We start from the raw sequence: 26,259 nt of genomic DNA, 5'->3' as shown, positions 1-26,259 counted from the left end.
GCTGATTGCTCAGCCGCCTCCGCCCTCTTCAAACCGGACGTGCAGGTTTCCCGCATCCGGCTTACCCATATCCTCTGACTCGAAGGTATGCACAGGAGGCCAGCGCAGGGTCGCCTACAGAGCCTGCAAGCCGAGGCTTTGCAGGTGGGCATAGGTCGACACACCTCCCGGTTGCCGGTAGGCGCGCTGGCTCCGTCGATTCAGGTGGCGCGTCAGACGTTCCCTCATAAATCGATTCACGGCCCGGAAGCTCTGCCGCGGGTAGCCATGACGGAAGTATCCGCCCCAGCCCTTCGACCAGCGGTTCAGCTCGCCGATCATCTGCACGATCGGCATGAAGCATCGCCCCGGTCCGGTCAGCTCCCGCACCTTCTCTCGAGCCCGAGCCATCGCCTTGTCCGAAGGCGTCACGTTCAAGTAGGTCCGATCCCGGCCGTAGCGGTCGCGATCGTATCTCAGCGTGAACCCCAGGAAATTCAGCTCCTGCCCCGGCTCGTTCATGTTCACGACGCGGGTCTTCTCACGATTGATCGTCAGCCCGAAGCGCCCTTCCAGCGTCCCTTCGATCCAGCCGATGAGCTGCCTGCCTTGGTATCGCGCCAGCACCACGAAGTCGTCGGCGTATCGCACCAGCCGGGCCGACGCCCATGTCCCCGGCCCGTCGGAGCGGTAGAACCGCTTCTCGAACCAATGCAGGTAGAGATTCGCCAGCAGCGGCGAGATCACCCCGCCTTGCGGCGTCCCCTGCTTCGGTCGAGTCGTTCGGCCCTGCCCGTCCTCGTCCGTCTCGACGATCGGCGCCTCCAGCCAACTGCGAATCAGCCCCTGCACCCCGCGGTCGGCTATCCTCCGTTCCAGGCACTTCATCAGCGCGTCATGCGGGATCGTATCGAAGTACGACTTCAGGTCCGCGTCATAGACTTCGCGGCGACCTGCGGCCAGGTGCCCTGCAATCGCGTCGATCGCCTGGTGGGCATTTCGGCCCGGACGGAACCCGAACGAGCTGTCCAGGAAGTCCGCCTCGAAGATCGGCTCGATCACCAGCAAGGCCGCCGTCTGGACGATCCGGTCCTTGACCGTGGGTATCCCCAGCGGTCGCATCCGGCCGTCCGGCTTGGGTATGTACACGCGCTTCACCGGCTGCGGCCGGTAGCTCCGGGTGCGAAGCTCCTCGGCCAGGGCCTCCAGGTAGACGCCGGCGCCCGGACCATCGATGATGTCCTGACAACGCACGCCGTCCACCCCGGGAGCCCCGTCCTTGGCCAGCACCAGCCACCATGCGGCCATCAGCACATCGTCCCGATAGATCCGGTCATACAGGGCGTAGAACCGGAACTTCGGCTCCTGCTTGGCCTTTCGATTCAGCTTCCATCTCAGCTCGGAGACTTTCGGCGGCAGTTTCACCCCCGACTTCACCTCCGGCTCAGCCGGCGGCCGGTCGGGGTCGATCTTCGCCGCGTGGTCCGTAGTGGGACTCTCGTCCAAGCGGTCCTCCTCGCGTCTGACGTCAGCAGGGATATGGCAGGGGCCCTTCGCTCCGCGGTGGTTAGCCGCCTCATCGCTACTACGGCCCCCTCCGACTCCCGATCGAGCCGAGCCGGCGGTTATGGATTCCCGCCGTTCGTCGCCCCGGGCCATGCCCCGGCCTCGGGCCGCTCGACCGGGCCTCTCAGGTTCCCGTGTCGATCTTTCGACGTCCGCCGTCCCGTATCACCCCGGGGGACCCGACCGCTGCATCTGCTCGTTGCTTCGCGGCCGGCATCAGGCTTCACCAAATCCGGAAGGATGGCCATCCCCACTTGTGTAACGAGGCCGAAGGGTTCGCTTTCGCTACGGCTGGCGCCTTCGCTCACTCGGGCTCCGACGGGCGGGTCGCCCCGCACGCCGCCGAGTTCGCTTCATGGTGAACGAGCAAGTACCATGGACAGTTCCTCTCAACTGCCGAGATCGACCGAGCTTCGCCTGACGCACCGGATCACACGGATGGAATGCAAGAGGAGGAGCAGAAGGGGAAGGGAAAGGAAAGGAAGGGAAGGGAAGGAAGGGAAGAAGACAGACATAAGACAGAATAGATACATTGAGTGTTTATCATGATTCTTGTCCGCTAAGTTTTCACGGATTCTGATCCTGGCCTCGCGTGGTCCCTTGCCTCGTCATTCTCCCTCCCCCATCCGTGTAATCCGTGTCATCCGTGGTAGGGACTCTTCTGTCTTTGTCCCTCTCCCTCCCCCATCCGTGTGATTCGCGTCATCCGTTGTCGGTTGACTTCAGGGCCGCGGCCAGCTCGTCGGGCACGGGCCGGGGCTTGCGGCTCGCCGGGTCGATGGTGACCAGGGTGACGATCGCGTCGGCCGCGACGGTGCCGTCCGCCTTGCGGACCTCCTGGTGGAAGGCGAAGCTGGTGCGGCCGAGGCGCTCGGGGCGGGTGACGATCGTGAGGTTCTCGCCCTGGCGGCATTCCTTGCGGTAGTTCAGGTTCAGGTTCACGGTCACGGTCTGCGCGCCCATGGCGTCCAGGCGGTCGTAGGTCAGGCCGCTGCGGTCGTACCATTCCTCCCGGCCCCACTCCAGGTATTCGACGAACTTGGCGTTGTTGACGTGCCCGTTGACGTCGATCTCGGTGGGCCGGACGACGATCGGCAGCGAGTTCTCCATGGCGCGGCTCCGTGCATGCCGAGGGTCGCCGCGCGGCCGGCGGGAACGGGCCGACCGGTCCCATCCAGGGGGGCCGCGGCGGGCGGGCCTCGCGGCGGGCATTGTACCAGCCGAATCGTGAAATCCCGGAGAGTTTCGCCCCGGAGGGGGACAAGGTGCGTGAAACCCGGGATTCTCGGTGGTACTATTGAGTCTCCTCCGGTCCTCCGGAGCGTCACCAAGTGTCTGGGAAGCTGAAGCCCGCCCCCGATGGCGGCGAGCTGCTCCCGGGGCCATGACGACCCTCTAGGGGTCATCTCCGTCGCGCCTCTCTCTCGCCGCGACGGACCGCGGCCGCACGCGTCGACTGCGTCGCACGATGAATCGTTCAAATAGGAGTGATTAGCGATGTCACGATTGGTTGAAGTCACGGAGCTGGCCCTCCGCGACGCTCACCAGAGCCTGCTCGCCACGCGCATGGCCACCGAGGACATGGTCGGCGCCTGCGAGGATATCGACAAGGCCGGCTACTGGAGCGTGGAGTGCTGGGGCGGGGCCACCTATGATTCCTGCATCCGCTTCCTCAACGAGGACCCCTGGGAGCGGCTGCGGACCTTCCGCAAGCTGATGCCCAACTCGCGGCTCCAGATGCTGCTGCGGGGCCAGAACCTGCTCGGCTATCGGCACTATCAGGACACCGTCGTCGACCGGTTCGTGGACAAGTCGGCGGAGAACGGCATGGACGTCTTCCGCGTCTTCGACGCGCTCAACGACGTCCGCAACCTGAAGCGCGCCATGGACGCGGTCCGCCGGACCGGCAAGATCGCCGAGGGGACGATCTGCTACACCACGTCCCCGCTCCACACCGTCGAGAAGTTCGTCGAGATGGCCCAGCGGCTCAAGGACATGGGCGCGGACACCATCTGCATCAAGGACATGGCCGCCCTGCTGCGGCCCCAGCCGGCCTATGACATCGTCAAGGGGATCAAGGAGAAGTGCGGCGCGGACACGCTGGTGCACGTCCACGTCCACTCGACCACCGGCGTGACGCTCGTCAGCCTGCAGAAGGCCATCGAGGCCGGCGCCGATGTCGTGGACACCTCGATCTCGTCGCTCAGCCTGGGCCCCGGCCACAACCCGACCGAGTCCCTGGTGGAGATGCTGGAAGGGACCGGCTACACGACCCGGCTGGACAAGGACCGGCTCCAGAAGATCAAGGAGCACTTCGCCGCCGTCCGGCCCAAGTATGCGGCCTTCGAATCCAAGATCCTGGGCGTCGAGACCGAGATCTTCGACAGCCAGATCCCCGGCGGCATGATCTCCAACATGGAGAGCCAGCTCCGCCAGCAGGGGGCCGGCGACCGGCTCAAGGACGTGCTCGCGGAGGTCCCCCGCGTCCGCAAGGCGGCCGGCTATCCGCCGCTGGTGACGCCGTCGTCGCAGATCGTCGGCACCCAGGCCGTGTTCAACGTCCTGATGGGCGAGTACAAGGCGCTCACCGGCGAGTTCGCCGACCTGATGCTGGGCTACTACGGCGAGACGATCGCCGACCGCGACCCGGCGATCATCGAGGCCGCCGCCAAGCACGCCAAGAAGGAGCCGATCACCTGCCGCCCGGCCGACCTGCTCAAGCCCGAGTGGGAGGGCCTGCGCGACACCGCCATCGGCCTGAAGGGGTGCAACGGCAGCGACGAGGACGTGCTGACCTACGCCATGTTCCCCCAGGTCGCCCCCAAGTTCTTCGGCACCCGGGACCAGGGCCCCAAGAGCGTGGGCAAGGCCCCCTCCGCCGAGCCCGCCGCCGCCCCCGCCAAGGCCGACGGCAAGGCCAAGCCCGCCGACGGCAAGGGCCCCATCACCGGCCCGGTCACCTACGAGATCACGGTCGGCGACAGGTCCCACAAGGTCACCGTCCAGCCCGCCTGATCCTTGAAGACTGAAACATAACGAAAAATAAAGCGAATTAGAATTTGTCGAGAAAGGAATGTCCGCCGATGAGCGCCAAGAAGACGATGGAGGACCTGACGAAGGACCTCCTCGCCAAGCGGGCCGAGCTGGAGCAGGGGGGCGGCCCCGACCGGCTGGCGAGGCAGAAGAAGGACGGCAAGCTGACGGCGCGGGAGCGGGTGGAGGCCCTCGTGGACCCGGGCAGCTTCGAGGAGATCGGCCTGTTCGCGCAGCACCGGCAGACCCTCTTCGGGATGGCGGGCAAGGAGGTGCCGGCCGACGGCGTGGTCACCGGCGCGGCGTCGCTCGACGGCCGGCTCGTCCACCTGGCCAGCCAGGACTTCACCGTGCTGGGCGGCTCCGCCGGCGAGGTCCACAGCCACAAGGTCGCCGACGTGATGGAGATGGCCCTCCACACCGGCAGCCCCTTCATCTTCATCAATGATTCCGGAGGCGCCCGGGTCCAGGAGGGGATCGACAGCCTCTCCGGCTACGGCCGGGTCTTCTACACCAACGTGGAGCTCTCCGGCGCCGTCCCCCAGATCTCGCTGATCTGCGGCCCGTGCGCCGGCGGCGCGGCCTACAGCCCGGCCCTGACCGACTACGTCATCATGACCAAGCAGGCCCAGATGTTCATCACGGGCCCGCAGGTCATCAAGCAGGTCACCGGCGAGCAGATCACGGCCGAGGCCCTGGGGGGCGCCGACGCCCACATGGCCCACTCCGGCGTGAGCCACTTCACGGCCGAGGACGACGCCGACGCCATCAACATCTGCAAGCGGCTGCTCAGCTTCCTGCCGTCGAACAACCTGGAAGATCCCCCCCGCCTGCCGCACGACAACAACGTGGACCCCAACCCGGCGCTCGCCAAGGTCGTCCCGGTGGAGGGGAAGCAGGCGTATGACGTCCGCGACGTGATCTGCGGGATCGTGGACCGGGCGGACTTCCTGGAGGTCCAGGCCGGCTACGCCCCCAACATCGTGGTGGGCTTCGCCCGGATCCTGGGCCGGTCGATCGGCATCATCGCCAACCAGCCGAGCTACCTCTCCGGCGCCCTCGACATCAACGCCTCGAACAAGTCCAGCCGGTTCATCCGCTTCTGCAACGCCTTCAACATCCCGCTGGTGACGTTCGTGGACGTCCCGGGATTCCTGCCGGGCGTGCAGCAGGAGTACGGCGGCATCATCCGCAACGGGGCGAAGATGCTCTTCGCCTACTCCGCGGCCACCGTCCCCAAGATCCAGGTCATCCTCCGCAAGTCCTACGGCGGTGCCCACCTGGCGATGTGCTCCAAGGACCTGGGGGCCGACCGCGTCTATGCCTGGCCGACCGCCGAGGTCGCCGTCATGGGGGCGGAAGGGGCCGTCGAGATCGTCTTCCGCAAGGAGATGGAGAAGGCCGCGGACAAGGCGGCGAAGCGGGCCGAGCTGATCGACGAGTATCGCAGCACGTTCTCCACGCCGTATGTCTCGGCCGGCCGCCGGCTGGTCGACGACATCATCGACCCGGCCGACACCCGCCGGCACCTGGCCCAGGCGCTGGAGTACCTCCAGACCAAGCGCGATCACCGGCCCCCCAAGAAGCACGGCCTCATCCCCCTGTAATCCGGAGCCAGACCCATGAATTCCGAGACCGTGACTCCCTCGGGGCTGGCCGAGCTGATCGAGGGACTGCGCCGCGAGATCGGCCGCCTGGGCGACCGCGTCGCCGCGCTCGAGGCGGCCACGGCGGCCGCCGGCGTCGTCAGTAACAGCAGCAGCAAGAGTGATCGCGTCGAGGTCAAGGAGGCGGCCCCCGCGTCGGCGGCCCCCGCGGAGGGGCTCAGCGAGGAGCTCGTCCTGGTCATCGCCTCGGCCATCGCGGCCTTCCTGGGCAAGAAGGCGCACATCCGCCAGATCAGCCTGATCCGGACGGGTGCGTGGGCCCAGGAGGGGCGGGTGACGATCCAGGCCTCGCACGCCCTTTCGACACTTCGGTGAGGAGCCAGCCTTGAAACTCAAGATAAATGTGGACGGGAAGTTATACGAAGTGGACGTCGAGGTCTCCGAGCCCGACCAGCCGCAGCCCGGCTACTACGGGCCCGGGATCCACGCGCGGGTGCCGGCCGCGGCCCCCGTCGCCGCACCCCCGCTGCCGCAGACCGGCGGCGAGAAGGTCGCCGACGAGAGCAAGGTCTGCCGCAGCCCGTTCGCCGGCACCGTCTCCAGCATCTCCGCCCAGGCGGGGCAGTCCATCCAGGTCAACGACACCCTGCTGGTCCTGGAGGCGATGAAGATGGAGACCGTCATCACCGCGCCGATCGCCGGCAAGGTGGCCAAGATCAACGTGAGCGCCGGCGACGCCGTCCAGCAGGGGCAGGTGCTCGTCGAGTTCGAGTAATCCCATCGGGTGACCCCCGGAACCCCAACGTATCCCGTAGCCCATCCGACCGAGACCCCGGCCCCCGCGGGCCGGGGAGGAGCAGGAGACCATGAAGCCCGTCAAAGCGATCAATCATATCGGGATCGCCGTCAAGTCCATCGACGACCAGCGCCCCTTCTACGAGGCGACGCTGGGCGCCACCTATGAGGGGAGGGAGACCGTCGCCGACCAGAAGGTCCACGTCGGCTTCTTCCGCGTCGGCGACATCCGCCTGGAACTGCTGGAGCCCTCCGAGCCCGACTCCACCGTGGCCAAGTTCATCGAGAAGAAGGGGGAAGGGCTGCACCACATCGCCTACACGGTGGAGGACATCGAAGGGCGGATCGCCGAGCTCAAGGCCGGCGGGATCCGGATGATCGACGAGAAGTCCCGCCCCGGCTCCCACCACCTGAACATCGCCTTCCTCCACCCCAAGAGCTCGTGCGGCGTCCTGACCGAGATCTGCGAGCCGACCGGCGGCCACGACGAGGCCGGGCACCAGGGCGCATGACCCGAGGGGCCCAGGAGGGGCCGCCTCCGTCCGGCGACCGGCACGCGGTGGAGCTCGACGGCGCGCACGGTCGAGGGCGGAGCCCCCTCCGGCATGGGACCGGGCGAGCCCGCTCGGAGAGATCCCCCGTCGGAAAAATCGCCATTCTTCGCGAGCCCGCGCGGCCCAGGCAGCGTATCCTCTGAATAGAGGAGAGGGGCCGCCCGCGGCCTCGCGCCGCCGGGGCCGGATCGTTCGAATCCTTCGCCCGGGATGAAATCCCGCGAAGGCCGGGTTTCGACGCGGAGACGCATGGACAGGCCCCGCGGGCGGAGCGAGAATCCAGCCGGGGGACGCGCCGCGGCGTCGCACGACCATGAATCTCGATCTCATAAAATCCGAGAATTCGGCCGATCATTCTCGCAGGGCGATGGCAGGGAGGGCGGGCCCCGCGGCCGACGGGGCCGGGCGAAGGGACGAGGGAAGCGACATGACTGCCGCGATCGCCGCCACCGCGCACGCCGTACCGGACGACGACGAACCCAAGCGGCTCCCCCTGGACGCGATCTTCGCGCCCCGGACGGTGGCGATCATCGGCGCGACGGAGAAGGAGGGGAGCGTCGGCCGGGCGGTGCTCCGGAACCTGATCGACTCGCCGTTCGGCGCCACGGTCTACCCGATCAACGAATCGCGGGCGAACGTCCTGGGGATCCAGGCCTATCCGACCATCGCGGCGGCCCCCGGCGCCGTGGACCTCGCCGTCGTGGCCACGCCGGCGCGGACGGTGCCCGGGGTGATCGCGGAGTGCGTCGAGGCGGGGGTCGGGGGGGCCGTGATCATCTCCTCCGGCTTCAAGGAGATCGGCGCGGAAGGAGCCCGCCTGGAGCGGGAGATCCTGGACCAGGCCCGGGGCGGGCGGATGCGGATCATCGGCCCCAACTGCGTGGGCGTGATGCGGCCGTATTCGGGCATGAACGCCACGTTCGCCGCCCGGATCGCGCGGCCGGGATCCGTGGGGTTCATCAGCCAGAGCGGCGCCCTCTGCACGGCGATCCTCGACTGGAGCTTCCGCGAGAACGTCGGCTTCAGCGCGTTCGTCTCCGTGGGCTCGATGATCGACGTGGACTGGGGGGACCTCATCGACTACCTGGGGGACGACCCGTACACGAAGTGCATCGTGATCTACATGGAATCGATCGGCGATGCGCGGTCGTTCCTGTCGGCCTCGCGCGAGGTGGCCCTGACCAAGCCGATCATCGTCATCAAGGCGGGCCGGAGCGAGGCCGCGGCCCGGGCGGCCGCCTCGCACACCGGCGCCCTGACGGGCAGCGACGAGGTCCTGGACGCCGCCTTCCTCCGCGCCGGGGTGCTCCGCGTGGAGAGCATCTCCCAGGTCTTCGACATGGCGGAGGTGCTCGCCAAGCAGCCCCGCCCCCGGGGCCCGCGGCTCGCCATCCTCACCAACGCCGGGGGGCCGGGCGTCCTGGCGACCGACGCGCTGATCCAGAACGCCGGCGAGCTGGCCGAGCTCTCGCCGGAGACGATCGCGGCGCTCGACGCCTGCCTGCCCGCCGCCTGGAGCCGCGGCAATCCGATCGACATCCTCGGCGACGCCGGCCCGGAGCGGTATGCCGGGGCCCTGTCCGTCGCCGCCAAGGACCCCAACATCGACGGCCTGCTCGCCATCCTCACGCCCCAGGCGATGACCGACCCCACCGCCACCGCGGAGCAGCTCCGGCGGCACGCCCGGATCAGCGGCAAGCCCGTCCTGGCGAGCTGGATGGGGGGGGCCTCGGTGCAGGCCGGCGAGCAGATCCTCAACCAGGCCGGCATCCCGACCTACCCGTACCCGGACGCCGCCGCCGCGGTCTTCACCCTGATGTGGCGCTCGTTCTACAACCTGCAAGGCCTCTACGAGACGCCGAACCTGCCCGCCGGCGGCGAGTCCGCCGCCCTCGCCCGCGAGCGGGCCGAGGCGATCATCGCCCCCGTCCACGGGGAGGGGCGGACCCTGCTCACGGAGGCCGAGTCCAAGCGGCTGCTGGCCGCCTACGGGATCCCGACGGTCCGGACGATCGTCGCCGACTCCCCGGCCGCCGCCATCGCCACCGCCGAGGAGATCGGCTACCCGGTCGTCCTCAAGCTCCACTCGCGGACGATCACCCACAAGACCGACGTCGGCGGCGTCCAGCTCAACCTCCGCGACGCCGACGCCGTCCGGGGCGCCTATCACGCCATCGAGGCCGCCGTCCGCCGCCTCGGGCCCGCCGGCCCGGGCGGCTTCGAGGGCGTCACCGTCCAGCCGATGGTCCGGACCGACGGCTACGAGCTGATCCTCGGCAGCAGCCCGGATCCGCAGTTCGGCCCGGTCCTCCTCTTCGGCACCGGCGGCCAGCTCGTGGAGGTCTTCCGGGATCGGGCGCTCGGCCTGCCCCCGCTCAACAGCACGCTCGCCCGGCGGATGATGGAGCAGACCCGGATCTACCAGGCGCTCCAGGGCGTCCGCGGCCGCCCCGCCGTGGACCTCTTCGAGCTGGAGCAGCTCCTCGTCCGCTTCAGCCGCCTGGTGGTCGAGCAGCCGCTGATCCGCGAGATCGACGTCAATCCCCTGCTCGCCTCCCCCGAGCACCTGCTCGCCCTCGACGCCCGCGTCATCCTCCATCCGCCCGACGTGGACCTGGACTCCCTGCCGAGGCCCGCCATCCGGCCCTATCCCACGCGGTACGTCTCGCCCTGGACCGCCGAGGACGGGACGGCGTTCACCCTCCGGCCGATCCGCCCGGAGGACGAGCCCCTGCTCGTGAAATTCCACGGCACGCTCTCGGAACGGAGCGTCTCGCTCCGCTATTTCCACGCGATGAAGTACACGGCGCGGGTCGCCCACGAGCGCCTGACCCGGATCTGCTTCATCGACTACGATCGCGAGATGGTCCTCGTCGCCGATCGCCGCGATCCCTCCACCGGCGAGCATGAGATCCTCGCCGTGGGCCGCCTGAGCAAGTCCCGCGGCACCGACGAGGCCGAGTTCGCCCTGGTCGTCTCCGACCCCTTCCAGGGCCTGGGCCTGGGCTCCGAGCTCCTCAGCCGCCTGGTCTCCATCGGCCGCGACGAGGGCGTCCGCCGCATCTTCGGGGACATCCTCCCGGAGAACACCGAGATGCAACGCATCTGCGAGAAGCTCCGCTTCAAGATGACCCACAACCTCCAGGAGTCGGTCATCCGGGCGAGCCTCGAGCCCTGAGGGGTCGACCGGGCCGGGAATGCGCCACAACTCGGGCACGATCCCGAGCCGCGTCGCGCCGGCCCTCGGGGGGCCCGGCGGTTGGCAGAGCCCCGCTCGTCAGCCAGCCGGGGATATCGGCCTCCCTCCTCCCTCGCCGCCAGCGAGCAAGGGGGTAGCTCCCCATGAACTCCCCGCAAGCATGGAGTGGGCGTGGCGGAGTGAGGCGACCCACGCCCCGCGAGCCTTCGCCTCCCGACACGCCCATCCGCCAACCCTCAGCACACGTCGGACAGGAATCTCCGGAATGCGCCTTGCATGAACGAAGAATCATGCCGGGCATTCTCTTCCGACCGGTCGAGGCTCCGCGTTGACGATCCCGTACCCGCTGCGCGGCGACTTTCCCCCCCCGCGGAGTTCGACCGGGCCACGATGTCGGCCTGATCCGAAACAGGGGACCAACCCATGGCGACCGGGATCGAAATCAAGGATCCGAAGGTTGACGGTCTCCCGAAGGCAGCGGCCGTGCCCAGCCGCCCCCGGTGGCGGTCGGTCGACCGGTTCGAGGGGCTGGCGAAGCGGGCCTCGGAATTCACGAGCGGCCCGTGGGGCACGCACGCGGCATTCGGCCTGCTCGCCTTCTGGCTGGGGGCAAGCGTCGTCGTCGGCTGGGACAACGCGTACTCGATGGTGGACGAGATCTCCACGATGTCTTCGTTCCTCCTGCTGTTCCTCCTCCAGCGATCCCAGTCCAAGGACACGCTGGCCATGCAGGCGAAGCTCAACGAGCTGCTGGCCGCCGTGAATAAGGCGAGCCCGCAGCTCATCAACCTGGAGGACCGCAGCGAGGAGGAGGTCCGCGAGATCCACGACCTCTACCAGGACCTCCGGACGGCCGAGTCCGAGTCCCATTCCATCGAGGAGCTACGCGCCAAGGTCGTGCGGGAGACCGCCGAGGCCGAGGAGGAGGAGACTCAACGCTCGTAGTGGTCCCGATTCACGCCGTCGAAAGCAGCCGGAGTTGCGGCAGCATCGCTTGAAGGGCTTCTCGCTTCCGCAGGGGCAGGGGTCGTTGCGTCCGAGCTTCTCGCAAAGCTCCTTGTCCCCGTGGACGACCCTCCGCCCGCGCTTCACGTGCGTCTCGCTGGGGATACCCCCTGCGCCGTTTGCTCATGACCTCGAAAGCAGGCCGCATCCTCGCCCCGTTCGAATGACGGTCGCATGATCCACCTCCTCGGCCTTTGAGTTCCGCGCGGCTGCACGGTCGCCATGGAAGAGCCGCCGGGCCTTTCGCCTCGTCGGCAGACAATCGCCGGGGGGTTGGGGTTCGCGCGGCGGGTCATTCCTCGGATCGCGGATGCCGTCTCAATTGCGGCTCGCGCCGAGTAGCGGCATACTCTCAGGGAAACGGCCTCGTGGTGATACTGCGAGGTGCCCTCATCACGGGAGACGACCCCGTTGCCGATCAGCACACATCAGAAGCGCAAGGCCTTCGCCAAGCTCCACGAGTCGGGCTGCTTCGTGCTGCCCAATCCCTGGGACCTCGGCAGCCTGAGGCGGCTCGAGAAGCTCGGATTTCCCGCGGTCGCGACGACCAGCGCCGGGTTTGCATGGTCTCGAGGGAAAGAAGACTACGGGGTCACCCTGGACGATCTGCTGGCCCACCTTCGCGAACTTTGCCCGGCGACGGACCTGCCGGTGAACGCGGATTTCGAGAACGGGTTCGCCGACGAGCCCCGAGAGGTCGCGCGGAACGTCGAGTCGGCCGCGCTCGAGGGCGTCGCGGGGTTGTCGATCGAGGATTGGGGGCGAGACGGCCAGTACGACCTGAGGCTCGCGGCCGAACGGATCCGCGCGGCGAAGGCTGCCCTGACGCGAGGCGGGGATTATCGGGACGTGATCCTGGTCGGCCGCTGCGAGGCCATGCTCCACGGCGAGACCCGCATCGAGCCCGTGCTCGAGCGTCTGACGGCCTATGCGGCGGCCGGCGCGGATTGCCTGTACGCGCCGGGCGTGAGGGATCCGGATCACATCCGGGCCATCGTCGGGGCGGTGGCGCCGAAGCCGGTCAACGTGCTCCTGATCTCACCCGAGCTGAGCGTGCGGACCCTCGCCGCCCTGGGCGTGCGCCGGGTCAGCGTCGGCAGCCGGCTGGCGGCCGTGGCCTGGAAGGCGTTCGACGACGCGGCCCGGCAGCTCGCCGACGAAGGACGGCTCCCCGCGTCGGCGTACGGGCGGGGGTGAAGGCTCGGGGATCTCGCGGTGCCGATGGATATCGCAACCCCCCTCACCCCAGCCCTCTCCCGCCGAGCGGAAGAGGGAGAGGGGAAGGAGTCGGGACAGGGCCTCGAGGAAGAAATCAGGCGCGGCCCACCCGACGCTCAGGCGGAGGGGTGCCAGCCGGCGTCGGCCCAGAGCTCGCCGCTGACCGCCGAGTTGCAGATCATGAAGTAGATCGCGTCGGCGATCTCGGAGGGGTCGATCAGCCGCTTGAGCTGGGTGTACGGCAGGATGTTCTTCTCGATGTACTCCTGGCCGAGCGCCCGGACCATGGGGGTGTCGGTGAAGCCCGGGTGAATCGTGGCGAAGCGGACGCCGTGGTAGACCGCCTCCTTGCCGAGGGTGGCGGCGACGCCGTCGAGCGCGGCCTTGGTGGCCGAATAGGCGACCTGGCCGGGGATCCCCTGCTTGGAGATCGAGCCGATGAAGATCACGGTCCCCTGGATGCCTTCCTCGGCCGACCAGCGGCCCTTGCCCTTGCGCGCACGCTCTTCGGCGATCCGGGCCACGGTCTCGATGGCCCAGTAGACGGGGGCGACGAGGTTGACCTCCATGACCAGGCGGAAGTCGTCCATCGGGTATCTGGTCGCGTGGCCGGTCTGCTTGTCCATCTTCACCGCGATCTGGTCGCGGGTGATGCCCGCGGCCGGCACGCAGACGGCGGGCGCCCCGTGCTTGCCGCACATCAGGTCGAACGCCTTCTGGCGGAAGGCCGCATCGGTGACGTCGCCGATGATCGCCTCGGCGACCGGGCGGTCCATCCGGTCGTTGATCATCCGAGCCACGTTGATGACGTTCTCGGAACGGTCCACCAGCCCGACGGCGCCGATGCCGCGCTCGGCCAGCTCGATCGCGATGGCCTGGCCGATGCCGCTGCCGGCCCCCGTGATCATCGCCGATTTGCCCTTGATATTCATGGTCATCCCCCCTATCGCATCGAAAAAATGGAATCCAGATTGGTTCGACAGGCTCGTATCCCATGCGGAGAACGTCGCGACGGCTAGCCGCGGGGCCGGACCGCCCGCTCGATGGCCCGGAGGCGGGCGTCGATGTCGGCGAGGCGGGCGAGGATCGCCTCCTCCGCGGCCCGGACCCGGTCCGCGACGGAGCCCGCGTCCGGGGGCGTGGGCATCCCCGTCGCGTCGGCGGCGGCCCGGGCCGCCTGGTCCTGCATCCGCTTCAGCTCGACCATCCGGGCCAGCGACTGCTTCAGCGCGTCCATGAACGCCGGCGTCCGCATGAAGCCCTCCATGCTCCGGCCCAGCGCCTCGAGCCACTGGCCCTGGAGCTGCTCCGCGGACTTGCCGCCCACCATCCCTTCCAGCAGGAGCCGCGACTGGATCGCGGTCTGCTCGAAGTAGCCCCTCCAGAATTCGAGGAACTCACGCGCCGGATCCGCGGCGTCCGCCGGTCCCGGGTCTTCTCCCGATGTTGGCATGGCCGGCCCTCGCGTTCGTTCTCGTTCCCGGCGGCCACGCCGCCCCGGGCGGCCCGACCACGATTCCCCAGCGGTCGCTTATCCTTCAATCATCATCATGACAGATCCCGCGCGCCTGTCAAGGGGGCAAATGCTGTAACCGCAATAAAGGAGTGGTCTCCCCAGAACTCCAGAAAAACTCGATCGAATCGGGGCGTCGGCGAGCATGCACGTTGGGAATTTTTTGCAATTGCGGAATTTGGTCGACGGGCCCGCGGGGGAGATGAGCCGTATCGACCTTTCGGGCGGACGGGAGGCGTCGAAGTGGACCGGGGGGATAGGGGGACGCGGACCGGGCGGAGGCCCGGCGACGTCCCCGGGGAGACCCGCCGGGCCCGGTGGATCGAGAGGATCGCGATGACCACGAGCGATTCGATCCGCGTGGGACCGCGCTCGCGATGGCCCCCGAGGGGGAGTCAGGGATGGAAAGGGGACGGCTCGCGGGCCCGGCCGGGACCTATCGCCCCGGGGCCGCCCCGATTCGCAATCAAGTCCAGTCGCGCATCCATTACCAACTTAATAATTTACACTAATTCATATTATATATTAGCTTTACCGACCCTCGGGCCGCCGCTGGAGAGGCCCCGAATCCGCCCCACCTCCGCGGGGGGAGGAACCATCCTCGGTCCGATCATCCTGCCCGACCATTAGGCGATCCTGATCCCATCGTAGGGGCCCGGCGAGCCCCCCGCAATGTCGAGTTCGCGCAGAAGAACGTCAAATTTGCGCAAGGCGTGCCGGCTGCCGGCGGCTCGGGGCCGCGGCCTCGCGCCGGCGCCCTCGCGGGGCGGGCCCCCGATTCTGCGACCGCCCCGCGCTCGGTCATGGTCTCGGCGGGGGAACTTCGATATCCTCGAAAGGGTCGGAGCGACGCCCGACGACCGCCACGGAACGGCGATCGCGTCGGATGCCCCGGCAGGGGGACAGGCCCCGCGCGGCGAATCGCGAGGGGCCCCGATCCGCTATCCACTTGAATGCCGAATGTAGCCGAAACCACCGAAGACGTGTCCCGATCGAGCCGGGAGACCCCCGGCCCGTGGATTCCCCTGAGGTCATCATGAGTGAAAATCTACCGAATTCTTCTAATCTTGACGCGTGGGTGAAGAGTGCCTCGAAGTTCGCGCCGGGCGGTAAGGCGGAGAACCTGGACTGGAAGACGCCCGAGGGGATCGACGTCAAGCCGCTGTACACCCGCAAGGACGTGGAGGGGCTCGACTACGCCGACACGCTGCCGGGCTTCGAACCGTTCGTCCGCGGGCCCCAGTCCACCATGTACGCGGTCCGGCCCTGGACGATCCGCCAGTATGCCGGGTTCTCCACCGCCGAGGAATCCAACGCCTTCTACAAGCGGGCGCTCGCGGGCGGCGGCCAGGGGATCTCGGTGGCCTTCGACCTGGCCACCCACCGCGGCTACGATTCGGACCACCCGCGCGTCCAGGGGGACGTCGGCAAGGCGGGCGTGGCGATCGACTCCGTCGAGGACATGAAGATCCTCTTCGACGGCATCCCGCTCGATAAGATCAGCGTCTCCATGACCATGAACGGCGCCGTGCTCCCCATCCTGGCCGGCTACGTCATCGCGGCGGAGGAGCAGGGGGTCTCCCAGGACAAGCTCTCCGGGACGATCCAGAACGACATCCTCAAGGAATTCATGGTACGCAACACGTACATCTATCCCCCCGGCCCCTCCATGCGGATCGTCGCGGATATCATCGAGTACACCGCGCACCACATGCCCAAGTTCAACTCGATCTCGATCTCCGGCTATCACATGCAGGAGGCGGGCGCCACCCAGGCGCTCGAGCTCGCCTTCACCCTGGCCGACGGCAAGGAGTACGTGAAGACGGCCCTGGCCAAGGGCCTGGACGTGGACGAGTTCGCCGGCCGGCTCAGCTTCTTCTTCGCCATGGGCATGAACTTCTACCTGGAGGTCGCCAAGCTCCGCGCCGCGCGGCTGCTCTGGTGGAAGATCATGAAGGGCTTCAACCCCAAGAAGCCGAAGTCGATGATGCTCCGGACCCACTGCCAGACCTCCGGCTGGTCGCTCACCGAGCAGGACCCCTACAACAACGTCGTCCGGACCGCCATCGAGGCCATGGCCGCGGTCTTCGGCGGCACCCAGTCGCTGCACACCAACTCGTTCGACGAGGCGATCGCGCTCCCCTCGGACTTCTCCGCCAGGATCGCCCGCAACACCCAGATCATCATCCAGGAGGAGACCCACATCTGCAGCGTGGTGGACCCCTGGGCCGGCTCCTACCTGATGGAGCGGCTGACCCAGGACATGGTCGATAAGGCCTGGGGGATCCTCCAGGAGGTCGAGCAGATGGGCGGCATGGTCAAGGCCGTGGAGTCCGGCTGGGCCAAGCTCAAGATCGAGGAGTGTGCCGCGGACAAGCAGGCCAAGATCGACTCCGGCAAGGACGTCATCGTCGGCGTCAACAAGTATCGGCTCGAGAAGGAAGACCCGGTCGAGATCCGCGAGATCGACAACACCGCCGTCCGCGAATCCCAGATCGCCCGCCTCGAGCGGATCCGCGGCTCGCGGAGCCAGGCCGACGTGGACCACGCCATCGCCGCCCTCACCGACTGCGCCCGCTCCGGCGAGGGGAACCTGCTGGAGAAGACCATCCAGGCCGTCCGCGTCCGGGCCACCGTCGGCGAGATCTCCGACGCGCTCGAGAAGGTGTGGGGCCGGTTCCGCGCCACCAATCAGGTGATCTCCGGCGTCTACGGGGCGGCCTACGGCATGGACCAGGAATGGCACGACCTGAAGGCGGAGGTGGACGCCTTCGCGGAGGCCGAGGGGCGCCGGCCCCGCGTGATGATCGCCAAGCTCGGCCAGGACGGGCACGACCGCGGCGCCAAGGTCGTGGCCACGGCGCTGGCGGACCTCGGCTTCGACATCGACATCGGCCCGCTCTTCCAGACCCCGGAAGAGGCGGCCCGCCAGGCGATCGAGAACGACTGCCACGCCGTCGGCGTCTCCACCCTCGCCGCCGGCCACAAGACCCTCGTCCCGGCGCTGGTGAAGGCCCTCAAGGACCAGGGCGCCGACGACATCATCGTCTTCGTGGGGGGCGTCATCCCCGCCCAGGACTATGACTTCCTCTACCAGGCCGGCGCCGCGGGCATCTTCGGCCCCGGCACGCCGATCCCGACCTGCGCCCACCAGGTCCTCGAGGCCATCAAGTCCAAGGCCGCCCAGGTCCACGCCTGAGCCGACGCGGGCCCCGGCCTTGACCTACCCTCACCCACTCCGGCCGGGCGACGCATCAACTCGTCGCCCGGCCGCTTTCATTCTCTCGGCATCGAGCCCGACTGATTCTCGCCTGTTCGCCCCGGCCCGTTCCTGGTAAGACCCCGGGCGCGGACTCATCCCGACACCCGCCGGGGCCGATACCCATGCGCCTTCGCCGATCCCTCGCCGTCATCCTCATCCTCACCCTCGCCCCATCGACCGCCCGGGCCGGGACCGAGGTGAAGCTCGACAGGGACTACCTCGCCGGGGTGATCGAGAAGCTACCGCCCAGCCCGTTCGAGAAGAAGGGCCAGTACAGGGGCGAGGTGAACGCGTATCGCCTGCGGGCGATCGACCCGAAGCGGCGGCGATTCCTCGCCTCCTGCCAGGTCGAGGGCTCGTTCACGCCGCCCGCCGCCGGCCCGATCTCGGAGCGTGCGAGCCAGTCGAAGGGCCACGAGAAGGGCCAGCGCAAGTTCCGCTTCGAGATCACCGCGGGCATCAACGTGGAGGCCGGCCCCGACGGCACGCCGCGGTTCCACGTGGACGTCGAGGAGGTGAAGAAGGCGGAGCTCGAGGGACTCGCCGGCCTGCTCGCGAAGTTCATGGGCCGCTTCTTCGACGAGATGGTCACCCAGATCGCCGACGGCCGCGCCGCGATCCTCAACCAGAAGCTCAACGCCGAGGTCGCCAAGCGTGCCGCGGCCATGAAGGAGTACGGGGTCTTCTGCGGCATCGACTACCATCCCGACGACGTCGTCGTCCGCTTCGACCTGACTCGGTACAAGAAGGAGGGGATCGCCGGCTACGTCTTCGCCGCGCCGAGGCCCGGCACGGTGCCGCTCTATCGCTTCCAGGACCGGCGCAACGGCACGCACGAGTTCTCGCTCAGCCCGGGCGGCCCAGGACGTGCCGACGTCATCGACGAGGGCATCGCCTGCTACGTCCCCGACGACCACGCCGCCGGCTCCGTGATCGTCCACGGCTGGACCGGCCGCCACGACCGCTTCTACACGACCTCCGAGAACGGCGAAGGTGCCCCGCGCCGACTGCTCAAACCCACCGGCCCGGCGTTCCGGGTCTATCCGGATCCCGTCCCCGACTCCGTCCCCCTCTACCGCTTCGTCGATCCCAACCGCGCCCGGCATTTCTACACCACGCACCCCCACGCCGAGTTCGCCAAGTAGGCGCTCGATCGGACCGCGGCGTCCAACCGATTGTCGATGCAATGCATCGACTATTACCCCGGCAAGGAAGTTGATCAAGCTCACGGATATCGAACGGCCTCCTGAATCCCCCCACGCTCGGGGACGCGAAATCCGGCTCTCCCCCTTACGAAGGGGGAGTCGGAGGGGGTGCTTTGTGCCGGCCAGGGCGATCGAATTCACCCCCCTGAATCCCCCCTTCGTAAGGGGGGAAGTGAATGCGGGCCGGCTTCCCTGTCGGCGGTAAGAGCCCAATTACGGTGATCTTCTTCCTTGCCGAGGTAATATCATGGGACTCGCTCAGGTCCCGACATCGTGCCTCGTGGTTCCTTGCAGTGGCGCAGCAGGTCCGCCCGCCCGTGGTCTTCCACCACGGCCACCCGACCGATCCGCGTGCTGCCAGGAGTGTTGAGATCTGCCCTCGCGATCCGCGACGGCGCCCTGAGATCCGATCCCGCGGTCCCGCATCTGCCGGTCTTCCCGGTGGACCGGCCTGCCTTTTCGGATAGACTACCTGAAGGGGACCGATGGGAACAAACGTACCGAATCAAACAGCTCTCCGAGCCGAGGCGGACATGAGCACGACCTCCCGGCCGACGACGGCCCGCAAAAAGGTCGTCTATCCCGACAGCGACGGTCGGCGCATGGCGGACAATACCCAGCAATTCCAGTGGATCGTCACCATCAAAGATGGCCTCGAAGTCCTCTTCCGCGATCGCCCCGACGTCTTCGTCGCTGGCGATCTCCTCTGGTACGCCGAGGAGGGCTATCCCAAAGTTCGCATGGCCCCCGACGCCATGGTCGTCTTTGGTCGCCCCAAAGGCTACCGCGGCTCCTACATGCAGTGGGTCGAGAAGGGCATCGCCCCTCAGGTCGTCTTCGAGGTCCACTCGCCCGGCAACCGCCGCGCGAAGCTCGAACGGAAATTCCAGTTCTATGAGGACCACGGCGTCGAGGAGTACTACTATTATTATCCCGCCAGCGGGAAGCTCCTCGGCTGGCGACGCGTGCGAGGCAGACTCCAGCCCATCCCCGACATGAACGGCCACGTCAGTCCGCGACTGGGCATCCGCTTCGAGCCCCGCAAGGGACCGGACTCGTTGATCATCCGCGACCCCGATGGCCAGCCCTTCCTCACCGCCATCGAGAACGCGGCCCTTCGCGAGAAGGCCCGCCAGCAAGCCGAGGCCGCCGAGCATAAGGCCGAGGCCGCCGAGCATAAGGCCGAGGCCGCCGAACGCAGGGCCGAGCGCCTGGCCGCGAAGCTCCGTGAACTCGGCATCGAGCCGGACTGATTCGACGACGCCGAAGAGATCGAGTCGGGATGTCCGGCCATCTCGCCACTGGACGCATCTGTGGCTTTATGTCCACCATGCCCGCCCCTGGCAGCCACTGCCGCGGACTCAATCCGACACCCGACGGGACCGATGTCCATCCGCCCTGGCCAATCCTCTCGAGCCTGCGTCAGGGCTTCGCGGCATTCTCATCGTCCTCGCCGTGCCCCTCCTTTGCTCCTTGGCTTCCGATTCCGCTTGGCCACGGATTCCCCCGTTTCCCCACTCCGAGTTCGCCAAGTCGTCAGGTTTGCGTCGGCCCGTCATGCAACGCTGGCAGGGGACGCATCGCGGATTCAACGGCTGTCGTTGCCGCGCCCATTCTGATTCCAGCGTTTGAGTCTTCGACGAGGCAAGTCATGGCAGAGAAATCCATCCTGACGACGATGACCGGCGAGATCTTCATGCCCGTCCGCATCCACTACCGCGTCCTGAAGCGTTCGCTGCGAGGGATTCGAGGCCGGGCCACCCGCCGGGTGACGCCGCGTCGCCCCCCTCGCTCAGGTCGGCTCGCCCCAGCTCCATTCGATCTGGTAGACGCTGTCCCTGAGGATGTCTCGCGGCCGCCAGAGCCACCAGTCGCGGTCGAGGGGATTGGCGAAGTCCTGGGTGAGCGACGGGGCCTCCTTCCGGGCCGAGCCGCGCGGGAAGACGTAGAGGGTCGGCGGCGTCCTCGGCTTGCGTCCGCCCGCGAACGTGACGGCCAGCTCGGCCTCGGAGAGGTCGTCGGCGGCGAGCATCCCGGCCCAGGTCTTGCCGGCGGCGTCGGGCTGGAAGCCGTTCCAGATCGTCCCCTGGATCACGATCCGCGACTCCTTGCCGGGCTGGCATCCGGCGATGTCGATCACGAGCTCCCGGCGGAGCACCGGCCGGGTTCCCCCGCCGAGCGCCTCCCGCGCGGCCGGGCCGCGGACCGTGTAGGGATGGTTGACACAACGGAGGTCGAACTCGAAGCCCTCGGTCAGGAAGGCGAAGACGAGCCGTCGATTGTCCGCGGTGACGTTCTGCTTGCGGACGATGTCCAGGACCTGCGTGTAATTCGTCGGCTCGACCCGCCCGGCGGTCGCGGGATCGGCCCCCGTCGGCAGCCGCTTCCAGCCGGAGAGGTCGAAGAAGATGCTCCGCCGCATGATCGAGATGCCCGAGTAATCGGGCGGCGTGCCGGGCCCCGGGTCGTCGTGGTCCACGGCCTGAGGCGGCACCGGGGCATCGGACCGATAGCGGTTCGACGCGGCGAGGCACCGCGGCACGAGTGACCGGCAGCCCTCCCGGCGGCGCTCGATGTCGGCCAGCGTCGCCTCGGCCGAGCGTCGGAGATCCTCTAGGCCCGGCTCGTCGGCCAGCATGTCGCAGGCCCCTCGGGCCGTGGCGATCGCGTCGGCCCAGGCGGCCTCATCGTCCGTCGAGGCCGATTCCGCCCGCAGGCTCAGGCTCTGTGCCCGGAGGATCTCCGCCTTGGCGGATCCCGCGACCTTGGCATCATGCGCCGACCGCTGATAGGCGATGTAGGCCACGCCGGCCGTCCCCAGGATGATCATCGCCGCGACCGTGGACAGGTACGCCACGGCCAGCCTCCGCCGCTTCCGCTCGATCTCCGCCCGGGCGACCGCCTCGGCCCGGGCGATCTCCGCGGCCCGCAGCCGGTCCCGCATCGACTCCTGGTACGCCGCGACGGCCTCCGCCACGGCCTCGGCGTCCTTCGGCCTGGCCGTCGGCTCGGCCTGGAGGCAACGGCGTGCCAGCTCGACCAGCTCGTCGTCCGCGCCGCAGCCGGCCAGCCGCTTCCGCGCCGCGTCGAGATCCGCCCGCATCGCCTGCCGGTGGGCATGATCCCCGGGCCGATCGACGAAGGGAGGCTCGCCGGTCAGGAGCTCGCAGAGGATGGCCCCCAGGGCGAAGACGTCCGACCGCTCGTCCACACGATCGACCTGCCCGAGCGCCTGCTCGGGCGGCATGTAGGCCGGCGTCCCCATCACGTCGCCGGCCAGCGACCGGCCGTCCCGCGCGACATCCCCCCCGGGCCCCGCCGCCGCCGGCTCCGGTCGACCCGCCGGCTCGAGGACCTTGGCCAGCCCCCAGTCCATCACCTGGACCTCGCCGAAGGCGCCGACCATGACGTTCTCCGGCTTCATGTCCCGGTGCACCACCCCGCGGGCATGCGCGTAGCCGAGGGTCTGGCAGACCGACTCGAAGATCGAGACGTACCGCATCAGGTCGTGCCGCAGGTCGGGGCGGCCGGCGAACAGGGCCGCCAGGGTATGCCCGTCGATCAGCTTCATCGTGTAATAGGGCCGGCCGTCCTCCAGCTCCCCGATCTCGTGGATCGGCGGGATCCCCGGATGCTGCAACCGCCCCGACACCCGCGCCTCCTCCACGAACCGTCGCCGCAGCTCCGGCCCGGGATCGCGGAAGAGCACCACCTTCAGCGCCAGCTCGCGATCGAGCTGCCCGTCCCTGACCCGATAGACGACCCCCATCCCCCCCCGCGCGATCTCGCCGAGATTCTCATACCGCCCGAGCGAAAGGACCTCCCCCGGCCCGTCCGCCCCGCATCCCCCTTCGGGCCGGATCACCGTCGCGCCGACCTCCGTAGCCTCGGAATCCCCCTCGATCAGGGTGGGCGAATCCGTCGTCGATGTCTCCTGCGGTCGCCTGTCCATGCCCACCCCATGTCCCCTCGCCGAGTCCACCATCGGCGGTGCGGCCGATCGAGCCACCGGGCATCCCGCCGGGATCACCCTGGAAGTGACGGGGCCGCAAGCCGACCGCCTGCTGAAGATACACTTCGCCAAGCAGTTCCGGGAACCGTACGCCGTGGATCGATTCCCCCCATCCAGGCTGCCCGCGGCCCTCGCGGGACTCGATCTCTCATCGACTCTTCCGGCTTCCCTCGCGGCAATCTTCACGGACGGCGGGCAGAATCTCCGACCGGAGGGCGCGGTCCCGACCCGGCCGGCCCATCACATCGAGCCCCCCGCCACACCATCTCTCCCCACGCCACCCCCGCTGCCGCCTCATCTCCCCGCCCCGCGCCGCAGGCCCCTGAATTGCACGACCCCGGGGGACCTGCGGCGCGGGGAGTCATCCCGGCCGGAGGGAACCAAGCTCGCCGAAGACGCACCGCTCTCACCCGATCTTCCCCGTTCCCTGGCCCCGATCTTCACGGCGGGTCGCCACAATTGCCGCCGGGAGGCCGGCAACGGCGCCTCCTCCATTCCTCGCAGCTCGGAGTCGTCCCCATGATCGGCAAGACGGATAGCCCGCGGCGATCGGCGTTCACCCTGATCGAGCTCCTGGTCGTCATCGCGATCATCGCGGTCCTGATCTCGCTCCTGCTGCCCGCGGTGCAATCCGCACGCGAGGCGGCCCGCCGCGCCCAGTGCATCAACAACCTCAAGCAGATCGGCCTGGGGTTCCACAACTTCGAGGGGACCAACGGCTTCTTCGCCCCCACCTGGGCCATCTCCAACACGTTCCTGAAGCCTCCGTTCCAGCCGATCGACCTGACGACCCTGCCGCCGGCCAATGGGAACTACATCCCCGCGTGCCCCTCGCAGTTCGGCCTGGTCTGCAACAACCCCCTGGACATCCAGTCGTGGGTCCCCATGATCATGGGCTACACGGAGCAGACCGCACTCTATAACTCGATGAACATATCCCTGGCCTTCCCCCAGCCGGAGAACACCACGGCGGTGGGCACCCAGCTCAACTTCATGGTCTGCCCCTCGGCGCCGGGCGGCCTCCGCACGGCCCCGTACCTCAACGCGCTCAACGGCAAGACCGTCAAGCTTGCCGCGGGCGACTACGCGGTGGACGACGGGATCGACGATAGTTGGCTGACGGCCAACAACATCGCCCATCCGGCCGGCACGATCGTCGCCGGCCTGCTCAAGGGGAATACGCTCCGGCGGATCGCGGACGTCACCGACGGCACGAGCAACACCATCCTGATCTCCGAGGATGCAGGCCGGCCGGATTTCTTCATCCAGGGCCGCCAGCTCGCCTACGGCCAGTCCTACGCCTGGTATCGCGGCGGCACGCCCCCCACCATGGACAACGAGGGCTCGGGCGCCGGCTGGGCGGACTACGGCAGCGAGTTCTTCACCGACGGCGACGGCTCCAACAAGCACACCAACTACAGCAGCAACAACGAGATCTACTCGTTCCATCCCGGCGGGGCGAACCACGCCTTCGCCGACGGCTCGGTCCATTTCGTCAAGGAGAGCGTCGCCCCCTCCGTCTTCGCGGCGATGATCAGCTACAACGGCGGCGAGATCATCTCCGCCGACCAGTATTGATCCCGGATCGGGCCGCCGAGACCTTGCCGAGCCAGACCATGCCTCAACATCCCCGCCGAGCGATCGTCCGCGGCATCGCCGTTAGCCTCCTGGCCGCAGCCGTCGGCTGCTCACCGGGCACGCCGGCCGGGCAGGTCCCGGTCCACCCCGCGCGCGGGCAGGTCCTTTACAAGGGGAAGCCCGTCGCCAACTTGCAGGTCACGTTCCGCCCCGCGGCCGCGGCGACGGCCGGCGCCGGGGCGTCCTCCAGGACCGCGGACGTCCCCACGCCCACCGGCCGGACCGACGCCGACGGCAAGTTCCAGCTCCATACCTACCTCGGCAGCGATGGCGCCCCGGCCGGCTCCTACCTCGTCGGCATCGCGCCCGCGTCATCCCCCACCGAGACGCGGAACGTCATGCAGAAGGTCCAGCCTGACCCGACCTCGCGGGCCGCCATGGATGCCATCCGCGGCCACTACTCCGACCCCGACCGTTCCGGCCTGAGGGCGGAGATCAAGGAAGGCGACAACGAGATCCCGGCCTTCGCCCTGAAGTGACGTGAGAGGACCTCTCCCATGACGTTCCCGCGATCCTCGATCCGGCTCGCCGTCGCGCTCGCGGCCTCCGCCGCGCCCCTGTTGCTCTGCGGGGCCTCCCTCGCGGCCGGCGACGAGCCTCCGCTGCGGCTGAACCAGGTCCAGGTCGTCGGCACGCACAACTCGTACCACATCGCGCCGGTCGGCGGCATCCTGGGGTTGATCGCGGCGTCCGATCGCGCGATGGCCGAATCCCTGGACTACACCCACCGGCCCCTCGACGAGCAGTTCTCCCGGCTGGGCATCCGTCAGATCGAGATCGACGTCTTCGCCGATCCGGAGGGGGGCCGGTACGCCGAGCCCGCCGCCCGCACGGTGCTCCGCTCCGCGGGCAAGGATCCCGGTCCCGACCCGAACGCTTCCGGGCGGCTCCGCAAGCCCGGACTCAAGGTCTTCCACGTCCAGGACATCGACTTCCGGTCCACCGCGACGACCCTCGACGAGGCGCTGGGGCAGGTCCGCGGCTGGTCCGCCGCCCATCCCCGGCACGTGCCGATCTTCGTGATGATCGAGGCGAAGCACGAGGCCTTCCCGGCCTTGCCGACGCGGCCGGCCCCCTTCGGCAAGGCCGAGCTCGATGCCATCGACGCCGCCATCCGCGCGGCGTTCCCCCCGGCGACGATCCTCACGCCGGACGACGTCCGCGGCGAGTCCCCCACGCTCCCGGCCGCGATCGCGGCCAGAGGCTGGCCCACCCTGGAATCGTGCCGCGGCAAGGTCTACTTCGGGCTGATCAACGGCGGCCCGATCCGCGACCTCTACCTGGAGGGCCATCCCGCGCTCCGGGGCCGGGCGATGTTCGCCGAGGTGGCCCCCGGCGAGCCGGCCGCGGCCTTCTTCCAGGTCGAGGACCCGGCCGTCGACTTCGAGAAGGTCCGCGAGCTCGTCCGCGCCGGCGGCATCGTCCGCACCCGCGCCGACGCCGAGACCGTCGAGTCCCGCCGCGACGACCCGACCCGCCGCGACCGCGCCCTCGCCAGCGGCGCCCAGTTCGTCAGCACCGACTACCCGGAGCCCCGCGCCGAGTTCTCGTCCTACGCGTGCCGACTCCCCGGCGGGGCCGTCGCGCGGCCCAATCCGGCCCTCGTCCCCTCCGCCCGCGTCCTCGACCTCGAGCCGCTGGGGCCGGGGGGGAAGCGACCATGAAGTCCCGGC

20 protein-coding genes are annotated in these 26,259 nt (G+C 68.6%); 14 read left to right on the top strand and 6 right to left on the bottom strand.

Annotation, left to right across the window (positions count from 1 at the left end; translation table 11 throughout):
• Nucleotides 1–114: 114 nt before the first annotated feature.
• A complete protein-coding gene (gene ltrA, locus G6O54_RS13405) occupies nt 115–1,398 on the bottom strand; it encodes a group II intron reverse transcriptase/maturase (protein WP_439650245.1) in 1,284 nt (427 codons plus the stop codon).
• Between the two features lie 849 nt (nt 1,399–2,247).
• The gene (locus G6O54_RS13400) at nt 2,248–2,655 is read right to left on the bottom strand and encodes an acyl-CoA thioesterase (protein ID WP_165226075.1); all 408 of its coding nucleotides are present in this window, start codon (nt 2,653–2,655) and stop codon (nt 2,248–2,250) included.
• A 387-nt stretch (nt 2,656–3,042) separates the two neighbouring features.
• On the opposite strand from G6O54_RS13400, the gene G6O54_RS13395 reads away from it, so the two are divergent.
• The 7 genes from G6O54_RS13395 (at nt 3,043) to G6O54_RS13365 (ending at nt 11,678) form a co-directional block, all read left to right on the top strand.
• Complete coding sequence (locus G6O54_RS13395) at nt 3,043–4,560, top strand: methylmalonyl-CoA carboxytransferase subunit 5S (RefSeq protein ID WP_165226073.1); 1,518 nt, start codon at nt 3,043–3,045, stop codon at nt 4,558–4,560.
• A 68-nt stretch (nt 4,561–4,628) separates the two neighbouring features.
• Nucleotides 4,629–6,185, top strand: a complete 1,557-nt coding sequence (locus tag G6O54_RS13390; RefSeq protein WP_165226071.1) for an acyl-CoA carboxylase subunit beta — start codon at nt 4,629–4,631, stop codon at nt 6,183–6,185.
• Between the two features lie 15 nt (nt 6,186–6,200).
• Nucleotides 6,201–6,560 carry a hypothetical protein gene (locus G6O54_RS13385; RefSeq protein WP_205678769.1) on the top strand — a complete coding sequence of 120 codons (360 nt, stop codon included), beginning with the start codon at nt 6,201–6,203 and terminating at the stop codon, nt 6,558–6,560.
• A gap of 10 nt (nt 6,561–6,570) precedes the next feature.
• Complete coding sequence (locus G6O54_RS13380; RefSeq protein ID WP_165226069.1) at nt 6,571–6,960, top strand: biotin/lipoyl-containing protein; 390 nt, start codon at nt 6,571–6,573, stop codon at nt 6,958–6,960.
• Between the two features lie 91 nt (nt 6,961–7,051).
• Complete coding sequence (mce, locus tag G6O54_RS13375; RefSeq protein ID WP_165226067.1) at nt 7,052–7,492, top strand: methylmalonyl-CoA epimerase; 441 nt, start codon at nt 7,052–7,054, stop codon at nt 7,490–7,492.
• A gap of 469 nt (nt 7,493–7,961) precedes the next feature.
• Nucleotides 7,962–10,712 carry a bifunctional acetate--CoA ligase family protein/GNAT family N-acetyltransferase gene (locus G6O54_RS13370; protein ID WP_165226065.1) on the top strand — a complete coding sequence of 917 codons (2,751 nt, stop codon included), beginning with the start codon at nt 7,962–7,964 and terminating at the stop codon, nt 10,710–10,712.
• A 444-nt stretch (nt 10,713–11,156) separates the two neighbouring features.
• Nucleotides 11,157–11,678, top strand: coding sequence for a low affinity iron permease family protein (locus G6O54_RS13365; RefSeq protein WP_165226063.1), 522 nt, complete (start codon nt 11,157–11,159; stop codon nt 11,676–11,678).
• Here the strand turns inward: G6O54_RS13365 and G6O54_RS38820 are convergent.
• Nucleotides 11,616–11,825, bottom strand: coding sequence for an SEC-C metal-binding domain-containing protein (locus G6O54_RS38820; RefSeq protein ID WP_205678768.1), 210 nt, complete (start codon nt 11,823–11,825; stop codon nt 11,616–11,618). The genes G6O54_RS13365 and G6O54_RS38820 overlap by 63 nt on opposite strands.
• A 324-nt stretch (nt 11,826–12,149) precedes the next feature.
• Between G6O54_RS38820 and G6O54_RS13355 the strand changes: the two genes are divergently transcribed.
• The gene (locus tag G6O54_RS13355; protein WP_165226061.1) at nt 12,150–12,935 is read left to right on the top strand and encodes an isocitrate lyase/PEP mutase family protein; all 786 of its coding nucleotides are present in this window, start codon (nt 12,150–12,152) and stop codon (nt 12,933–12,935) included.
• A gap of 137 nt (nt 12,936–13,072) precedes the next feature.
• Here G6O54_RS13355 and G6O54_RS13350 read toward each other — a convergent pair whose 3' ends face one another.
• Nucleotides 13,073–13,888, bottom strand: a complete 816-nt coding sequence (locus G6O54_RS13350) for an SDR family NAD(P)-dependent oxidoreductase (protein ID WP_205678767.1) — start codon at nt 13,886–13,888, stop codon at nt 13,073–13,075.
• A gap of 83 nt (nt 13,889–13,971) precedes the next feature.
• A complete protein-coding gene (locus G6O54_RS13345; protein ID WP_165226057.1) occupies nt 13,972–14,409 on the bottom strand; it encodes a hypothetical protein in 438 nt (145 codons plus the stop codon).
• A gap of 1,096 nt (nt 14,410–15,505) precedes the next feature.
• Here G6O54_RS13345 and scpA point away from each other — a divergent pair.
• From scpA to G6O54_RS13330, 3 genes are all read left to right on the top strand, one after another.
• On the top strand, nt 15,506–17,668 hold the full coding sequence (gene scpA / locus G6O54_RS13340) for a methylmalonyl-CoA mutase (protein ID WP_165226055.1): 2,163 nt from the start codon (nt 15,506–15,508) through the stop codon (nt 17,666–17,668).
• A 185-nt stretch (nt 17,669–17,853) separates the two neighbouring features.
• Nucleotides 17,854–18,876, top strand: coding sequence for a hypothetical protein (locus G6O54_RS13335; protein ID WP_165226053.1), 1,023 nt, complete (start codon nt 17,854–17,856; stop codon nt 18,874–18,876).
• 593 nt (nt 18,877–19,469) lie between these two features.
• A complete protein-coding gene (locus G6O54_RS13330) occupies nt 19,470–20,189 on the top strand; it encodes a Uma2 family endonuclease (RefSeq protein ID WP_165226051.1) in 720 nt (239 codons plus the stop codon).
• Nucleotides 20,190–20,728: 539 nt separating this feature from the next.
• On the opposite strand, the gene G6O54_RS13325 is transcribed toward G6O54_RS13330, so the two are convergent.
• Entirely contained in the window at nt 20,729–22,888 is a 2,160-nt protein-coding gene (locus G6O54_RS13325) for a serine/threonine-protein kinase (protein WP_165226048.1), read from the bottom strand.
• A gap of 579 nt (nt 22,889–23,467) precedes the next feature.
• Between G6O54_RS13325 and G6O54_RS13320 the strand changes: the two genes are divergently transcribed.
• Genes G6O54_RS13320 through G6O54_RS13310 form a run of 3 tightly spaced genes read left to right on the top strand, consistent with a single transcriptional unit; the run spans nt 23,468 to nt 26,250 of the window.
• Nucleotides 23,468–24,526 carry a DUF1559 family PulG-like putative transporter gene (locus tag G6O54_RS13320; RefSeq protein ID WP_165226046.1) on the top strand — a complete coding sequence of 353 codons (1,059 nt, stop codon included), beginning with the start codon at nt 23,468–23,470 and terminating at the stop codon, nt 24,524–24,526.
• A gap of 38 nt (nt 24,527–24,564) precedes the next feature.
• Nucleotides 24,565–25,065, top strand: a complete 501-nt coding sequence (locus G6O54_RS13315; RefSeq protein ID WP_165226044.1) for a DUF4198 domain-containing protein — start codon at nt 24,565–24,567, stop codon at nt 25,063–25,065.
• A gap of 18 nt (nt 25,066–25,083) precedes the next feature.
• Nucleotides 25,084–26,250, top strand: coding sequence for a Ca2+-dependent phosphoinositide-specific phospholipase C (locus tag G6O54_RS13310; protein ID WP_165226042.1), 1,167 nt, complete (start codon nt 25,084–25,086; stop codon nt 26,248–26,250).
• Nucleotides 26,251–26,259 lie beyond the last annotated feature (9 nt).

The sequence above is a fragment of the Aquisphaera insulae genome (genome assembly GCF_011064615.1).
In the GTDB taxonomy this organism is placed as follows: domain Bacteria; phylum Planctomycetota; class Planctomycetia; order Isosphaerales; family Isosphaeraceae; genus Aquisphaera; species Aquisphaera insulae.
This window is presented reverse-complemented; position numbering and strand designations above follow the sequence as displayed.

Coding starts and splice junctions, on each gene's coding strand:
- mce (WP_165226067.1), top strand. CDS start 7,052: ATGAAGCCCGTCAAAGCGATCAATCATATCGGGATCGCCGTCAAGTCC.
- G6O54_RS13335 (WP_165226053.1), top strand. CDS start 17,854: ATGCGCCTTCGCCGATCCCTCGCCGTCATCCTCATCCTCACCCTCGCC.
- G6O54_RS13390 (WP_165226071.1), top strand. CDS start 4,629: ATGAGCGCCAAGAAGACGATGGAGGACCTGACGAAGGACCTCCTCGCC.
- G6O54_RS13315 (WP_165226044.1), top strand. CDS start 24,565: ATGCCTCAACATCCCCGCCGAGCGATCGTCCGCGGCATCGCCGTTAGC.
- G6O54_RS13400 (WP_165226075.1), bottom strand. CDS start 2,655: ATGGAGAACTCGCTGCCGATCGTCGTCCGGCCCACCGAGATCGACGTC.
- G6O54_RS13365 (WP_165226063.1), top strand. CDS start 11,157: ATGGCGACCGGGATCGAAATCAAGGATCCGAAGGTTGACGGTCTCCCG.
- scpA (WP_165226055.1), top strand. CDS start 15,506: ATGAGTGAAAATCTACCGAATTCTTCTAATCTTGACGCGTGGGTGAAG.
- G6O54_RS13310 (WP_165226042.1), top strand. CDS start 25,084: ATGACGTTCCCGCGATCCTCGATCCGGCTCGCCGTCGCGCTCGCGGCC.
- G6O54_RS13385 (WP_205678769.1), top strand. CDS start 6,201: ATGAATTCCGAGACCGTGACTCCCTCGGGGCTGGCCGAGCTGATCGAG.
- G6O54_RS13325 (WP_165226048.1), bottom strand. CDS start 22,888: ATGGACAGGCGACCGCAGGAGACATCGACGACGGATTCGCCCACCCTG.
- G6O54_RS13330 (WP_165226051.1), top strand. CDS start 19,470: ATGAGCACGACCTCCCGGCCGACGACGGCCCGCAAAAAGGTCGTCTAT.
- G6O54_RS13395 (WP_165226073.1), top strand. CDS start 3,043: ATGTCACGATTGGTTGAAGTCACGGAGCTGGCCCTCCGCGACGCTCAC.
- G6O54_RS13350 (WP_205678767.1), bottom strand. CDS start 13,888: ATGAATATCAAGGGCAAATCGGCGATGATCACGGGGGCCGGCAGCGGC.
- G6O54_RS13320 (WP_165226046.1), top strand. CDS start 23,468: ATGATCGGCAAGACGGATAGCCCGCGGCGATCGGCGTTCACCCTGATC.
- G6O54_RS13370 (WP_165226065.1), top strand. CDS start 7,962: ATGACTGCCGCGATCGCCGCCACCGCGCACGCCGTACCGGACGACGAC.
- G6O54_RS13345 (WP_165226057.1), bottom strand. CDS start 14,409: ATGCCAACATCGGGAGAAGACCCGGGACCGGCGGACGCCGCGGATCCG.